The following is a 1323-nucleotide window of genomic DNA, read 5'->3' as shown; positions in this document are numbered from 1 at the left end:
CCCAGAAGCAACCATCTGATATTGTTAGGTTACGACGCCAAACAACTGTCAGGAGGTTGCCAATGAAGCTCAAGGCCAAAGTATCATGGTTGATGGGAACAGTACAGCAAAGTCTATTCCCCTATCTTGACGAAAACCTGCCCGATCCGTTGACAAAACCGGAGAAGCGCCTGGTCAAGATCCTTGAGCTGGTTCAGATCGAAAAGCATGTCCCAGTCAGCCGCTGCCGGCAATGGCTTGGGAGGCCGATCAAAGAGCGCGAAACTATCGCCAGAGCCTTTGTGGCCAAGGCGTTTCTTCGTTATCAGCACACCAGTTCTTTGCGCAACGCTTTGCTGAGCTGCCCGAACCTGCGGATGATCTGTGGATTCAGCAAACGTCATGAGGTTCCTTCGGAGTCGACTTTTTCGAGGGCCTTTGCCGAGTATGCCAAGGCCGGGCTGGGCACGATCGTGCACGACACGCTGGTCACAGAGCACCTCGGCACGGAGTTGATCGGCCACATCAGCCGGGATTCGACAGCACTGGCCGGCCGGGAGAAGCCGGCAAAGAAGGTCAAACCGCCCAAAACTGCGAAAAAACGGGGACGTCCGGCCAAAGGAGAGGTTCGCCCACCCGTCGAACCGAAACGACTCGAGCGTCAGCGGAACCAGACAGCAGAAGAAGCCCTTGCGGAACTGCCAAAAGCCTGTGATCGAGGCGTCAAGAAAAACGCCCAAGGGTATACGCAGACCTGGAACGGCTACAAACTGCACCTGGACGTGAATGATTGCGGATTGCCGATCAGTGCAGTTCTGACCTCAGCCTCGTTGCACGACAGCCAGGTGGCGATTCCGATGATGAAGCTGAGTGCAGCCAAGGTCACGTCCTGTTACGATCTGATGGATGCGGCCTACGACGCAGCGCAGATCTGGGAGCAGAGTAAAGAACTGGGCCATGTGCCGATCATTGACCGCAACCCACGAGGCCAGGGAATTGTGCCGATGGCCCCGCACGAGGCGGTGCGCTACAACGAGCGAAGTTCAGCGGAGCGCTGCAATGGTCGCTTCAAGGATGAGTTTGGCGGCCGCAGCATTCAGGTTCGCGGCCCGGACAAGGTCATGATGCATGCCATGTTCGGTATCGTCACTTTATTTGCCGACCAGTTGCTCAAAGTCACTGGTTGCTGATGTCAAAGAACAAGAAACTGGAGCTCTGAGGGGGGACGTCCGTCCGGAAATCCGGAAAAGATCCCTTTCTGGCCTGATTTTCGGGCCCAAGCCGGCACTCATGTCCCCAGATCGTTTGTCAACGCCTCAGCTCAGAACTTTTTGCAAGAGGCTC

At 56.1% G+C, this 1323-nt stretch carries 1 protein-coding gene; it reads left to right on the top strand.

Annotated elements, in window-relative coordinates:
* The first annotated feature begins 62 nt into the window (after positions 1-62).
* Complete coding sequence (locus BLR80_RS12595) at positions 63-1169, top strand: transposase (protein WP_216095224.1); 1107 nt, start codon at positions 63-65, stop codon at positions 1167-1169.
* Positions 1170-1323 lie beyond the last annotated feature (154 nt).

Origin of the sequence: Desulfuromonas thiophila (genome assembly GCF_900101955.1) — a bacterium.
In the GTDB taxonomy this organism is placed as follows: domain Bacteria; phylum Desulfobacterota; class Desulfuromonadia; order Desulfuromonadales; family Desulfuromonadaceae; genus Pseudodesulfuromonas; species Pseudodesulfuromonas thiophila.
Note: the sequence above shows the minus strand (reverse complement) of the source record. Positions and strands in the feature narration are given on the sequence as shown.

Excerpts from the sequence above, each read along its gene's own strand:
- BLR80_RS12595 (WP_216095224.1), top strand. The coding sequence starts at position 63 with ATGAAGCTCAAGGCCAAAGTATCATGGTTGATGGGAACAGTACAGCAA.